Source organism: Phyllobacterium sp. P5_D12 (assembly GCF_054049495.1).
Genome location: NZ_JBFUMG010000386.1, coordinates 1 through 4,394, shown reverse-complemented (window position 1 = coordinate 4,394; position 4,394 = coordinate 1). Strand labels below are relative to the sequence as shown.

4 protein-coding genes are annotated in these 4,394 nt (G+C 53.6%); 3 read left to right on the top strand and 1 reads right to left on the bottom strand.

What is annotated here, in order from left to right:
- Nucleotides 1-131: 131 nt before the first annotated feature.
- A complete protein-coding gene (locus ACXJ5O_RS20000) occupies nt 132-623 on the bottom strand; it encodes a MarR family winged helix-turn-helix transcriptional regulator (RefSeq protein ID WP_112532327.1) in 492 nt (163 codons plus the stop codon).
- 318 nt (nt 624-941) lie between these two features.
- Here ACXJ5O_RS20000 and ACXJ5O_RS19995 point away from each other — a divergent pair, with 318 nt between their 5' ends.
- From ACXJ5O_RS19995 to ACXJ5O_RS19985, 3 genes are all read left to right on the top strand, one after another.
- A complete protein-coding gene (locus ACXJ5O_RS19995) occupies nt 942-1,682 on the top strand; it encodes a creatininase family protein (RefSeq protein WP_457301420.1) in 741 nt (246 codons plus the stop codon).
- A 110-nt stretch (nt 1,683-1,792) separates the two neighbouring features.
- Entirely contained in the window at nt 1,793-2,902 is a 1,110-nt protein-coding gene (locus tag ACXJ5O_RS19990; protein ID WP_457301419.1) for a CobW family GTP-binding protein, read from the top strand.
- Nucleotides 2,903-3,168: 266 nt separating this feature from the next.
- Nucleotides 3,169-4,143: a WD40 repeat domain-containing protein gene (locus tag ACXJ5O_RS19985; RefSeq protein WP_457301418.1), complete on the top strand. Its 975-nt coding sequence runs from the start codon at nt 3,169-3,171 to the stop codon at nt 4,141-4,143.
- Nucleotides 4,144-4,394: the final 251 nt, after the last annotated feature.

The following is a 4,394-nucleotide window of genomic DNA, read 5'->3' as shown; positions in this document are numbered from 1 at the left end:
CGGTGCGACTTCCTGCGAGGAAGGGAGAGGTGGTGACAACAGGTTTACCAATCAGGCGGGAAGGAACTCCCACATGATAACAAGTTCATGCGTTTTGTAACCGCAAATTGAAAAAAACTTTTGCCGATCGTCTATTCGTCGTCGGCATCATCATCGTCATGATCGTCATCGGGGGCTGTTTGACGTAAAAGTTCCGCTGCTGATAGATTGATCTCAAGCCGCGAAAGCATTTTTACAAAGGCCTTGCGCTCTTTCTTGTCGAACCCCTTCATCGCATCCTTTTCAGTCTTGCGAATGGACTTCTCGATTGATTTGATTGCCTCGTTGCCGGTGTCTGTCAGGAAAATATGGGCTTGGCGCTGGTCTGTCGTAGACCCTTCTTTCTTGACGAAACCTTGTGTTTGCAGGCGGGAGATCGTCTTGGTGATTGTTGGCGGGCGCACACCAAGGCGTTTGGCAAGAACGCTCGGCGATAGACCATCTTCATGCGCAAGTTGCAGCATCACCGCATCCTGCCCTGCATAGAARCCATGGCCAAGCAATCGGGTGGCCAGCGCCGTCCGCGTCAATCTTGCGGTCGATTGCAGACGATGAAGAATGAGGGGTTTACGATCCTTGACCATTCAAACTCCTGCTTGCACATCACGTATTGACCGGTTGATGATAAGGCGGCTAGTTCTTGTTGTGGGGGTAGTTAACAGACGAACATTATGCGCTGACACAGCCATTACAATAGCAAATCCGAAACCGAATGAGCAAATCGACCTGAATCGACCATTCGTTGCACAGCAAACCCGCGTTACAATTCTTATATGACAATCTGATGAAATTTGCCGACGAATTTGTGCGTGGTGCCAAATAAGCCTGTAAAACTGCAATCGAACAAGACTATTCTCCCACCGGTCACACCGACCGGATCAAACAGGACGAATGAGCCGGAAATGCCGAAGCAAGCGACGATTGCCCTCCTTCCTCTCGGTGCGCATGAGCAGCATGGCCCGCATCTGCCCTATGAAACCGATACGCTTATCGTTGCAGGCCTGGTCGATCGGCTTAAGGATGCCCTCCCACAGGCGTTATCGGTCGATTTTCTGCCTGTCGAACGGGTTGGCTACTCCATCGAACACATGGGTATTGCCGGCACCCGGACATTGACCTTTGACGAGGCGGTAAATCGCTGGATCAGCATCGGCGAAAGTGTAGCGCGGCGGGGCATATCGAAGCTGGTCCTTCTGAATGCCCATGGCGGCAACGCCCCGCTCATGACAATCGTCGCTACGGAATTGCGGGTTGGTTTCAATATGCTTGCTGTGGCAACAAGCTGGACCCGATTTGGTTTGCCGGATGGCCTGATGTCACCCGAAGACAAGGCACTCGATATCCATGGTGGATTCATCGAGACTTCGGTGATGCTCGCCTTGCATCCAGAGCTTGTGGATATGACCAAAGCAAGAAACTTCGGTTCCAATCAACGCCGCTACGCCGAAACCTACAAACACCTGCGTGCTTATGGCCCACATGCTTTCGGCTGGAAAATGACGGATCTGAACAAGGAGGGCGTAGTGGGCAACGCAGCTCTCGCTACGGCAGAAGCTGGCGAAGAAATTATCGCTCACAGTGTGAAAGGTCTTGTGGAACTGCTCGAAGACGTCGGCAGGTTCGATTGCTCTGTCCTCAGCTGATACACCTCAACCGGATTGATGCACTCATTCACGCATTTGAACGCTATAGGTGTGGCAAAAACTGATCTGATCACCTATATCGTGGGTCTATCCATTCAAAGAGGCACACGATGAGTGAAGCTCAGACGACGTCTATGGCAGCGGAAGCAGCACGTCCCGCCCAGATCCCGGTGACAGTCCTGACTGGTTATCTTGGCTCAGGAAAAACAACACTTCTCAACCGCATCCTGAGTGAAGATCACGGCAAACGGTATGCTGTCATCGTCAATGAATTTGGCGAGATCGGTATCGACAACGATCTGATCGTCGAATCGGACGAAGAGATTTATGAAATGAACAACGGCTGCATATGCTGCACGGTACGCGGCGACTTGATCCGCGTGGTGGAGGGCCTGATGCGTCGTCCCGGGCGGTTCGATGCCATTATCGTCGAGACGACTGGCCTTGCCGATCCCGTGCCCGTTGCCCAGACTTTCTTCATGGACGACGACGTCCGCAGCAAAACGATACTTGATGCGGTGGTTGCATTGGTCGATGCCAAGCATCTGCCACTGCGTCTGAAAGACAGCCGCGAGGCCGAGGACCAGATCGCCTTTGCCGATGTTGTACTTCTGAATAAAACCGACCTTGTAACTCCAGAAGAGCTTACCGCGGTCGAGGCGACTGTCCGCGCCATAAATCCACATGCGGTCATTCACCGGACCGAGCGGGCCGACATTGATTTGTCTCGTGTTCTCGATCGCGGCGCTTTCGATCTGGCTCGGGCCCTGGAAAGCGATCCGCATTTCCTCGATCACGATCATCCAGATCATGAGTGCGGCCCCGATTGCGATCACGATCACGAACATCATCACCACCACGATCATGCACACGACCACCATGGGCACGACCATCATCACCACGATCATGCATCCCCTATACATGACGTAACCGTTCAGTCGGTCTCGCTTCGGACAGGTGAGCTCAACGCAGATAAATTCTTCCCATGGATTCAAAGGATCACGCAGGAGCAGGGACCGAATATTCTTCGGCTGAAGGGCATTCTGGCGTTCAAGAATGATCATGAACGCTATGTTATCCAGGGTGTGCACATGATCATCGAAGGTGACCATCAGCGTGCCTGGAAGGACGGCGAAAAACATGAAAGCCGTCTCGTATTTATCGGCCGGGAACTCGACCATGATGCATTGAAATCCGGCCTCGAAAGCTGCCTTGCCTAGGTCGTGAGCTCATGAATAGGGTCGAAATGGTATGAGGCCATCTTTTCGGATACAAGGAGCAAAGGCGAAGGAAATGTTTATCCATTTTCAAATCTTTTGCGACGATGTTGCCGGGAAGATGGACCATATCCTTGGGACGCCGAAACGGCTGCAAGCTGCAGTGTCGAACCGTTCGGCCGGGGGAAAGACCCCGCCCTTCACGCTTCTCCTCGCATCGTCTTGCCGTTTCAGGCGCCATTTCAATCCTACTCATGAGTTTACGACCTATGCCGACCATTGCCCCGCTTGATCTTGCCGGCCATTGCATTGACGCGCGCTTCGTCAAGGATGTCCCTTTCTTTGCCTTGGCCGATGGCACCATACACCGCCTCGACAATGGTCATAAGGTCACGGAAGCCCATGACGGGTTGCTTTGTGCAGTGCCTTCGTTTGACGGCAAGTCCCTCCTGACCGGCGGCGAGGATGGCCGAATCTGTGCGACTGGTTTGAACGGACAAGCGGAAGAGTTAAGCGTCATCCCGCGCAAATGGATGACAGCCTTGGCTGCAGCCCCAAATGGTGCGATTGCCTTTGCGTCGGGGCGGTCGGCGTGGGTAAGGTCGGCCGATGGCACCGTTCGTGAAATTCTGCACGAGCGCAGCGTCGAAGGGATAGCCTTTGCCCCCAAAGGGTTTCGGTTGGCTGTCGCCCGTTACAATGGCGTGACCCTGCATTGGCCCGCAACGAACGGCGCTCCGACCGAGCTTGAATGGAAAGGCGCACACGTCTCCGTCATTTTTTCCCCGGACAATCGTTTCCTCGTCACCTCGATGCAAGAGAACGCCCTGCACGGATGGCGTCTTGAGGACAATCGCCATATGCGCATGACCGGGTATCCCAACAAGGTGAAGAGCTGGTCCTGGAGCGCAAAAGGCAAATGGCTGGCCACATCGGGTGCACCCGCCGCTATCATTTGGCCCTTTTCCGGAAAAGATGGCCCAATGGGCAAGGCACCTCTTGAGCTTGGAACACGCGGCGATAGCCTGGTCACAGCTGTTGCCTGCCATCCGGTCGAAGAAATTGTGGCGATCGGCTACTCGGATGGGATGATTCTGGTCGGCCGTTTCGGCGATCAGAAAGAGGTTCTCCTTCGCCGTGGTGGTAAAAGCGCGATGTCCACGATGAACTGGGACACAAGCGGCCACAGATTGGTATTCGGCACAGAAGCCGGTGATTGTGGCGTAATCGATATTACCGCATGAGTGATAAGGGCGCCTGCGGACTGCCGGCACTCCGATTGTTGAATTTGTTCTCTTTTTGTTCCATAGTTCAGATATGCAATATGTTCTGGATTTTGGAATCCCGAGCCCGCTCGTCATTGTCCATGATCGCTTGACGGCACATTATGGACGGGATTGGCCTGTTTCAATTCGCTCAGATCCGATAGATCACCTTGTTTTTGCCATGACGAGCAACCGGACCCTAGGCAAGGTATCCGTGAATGCATTCTGCA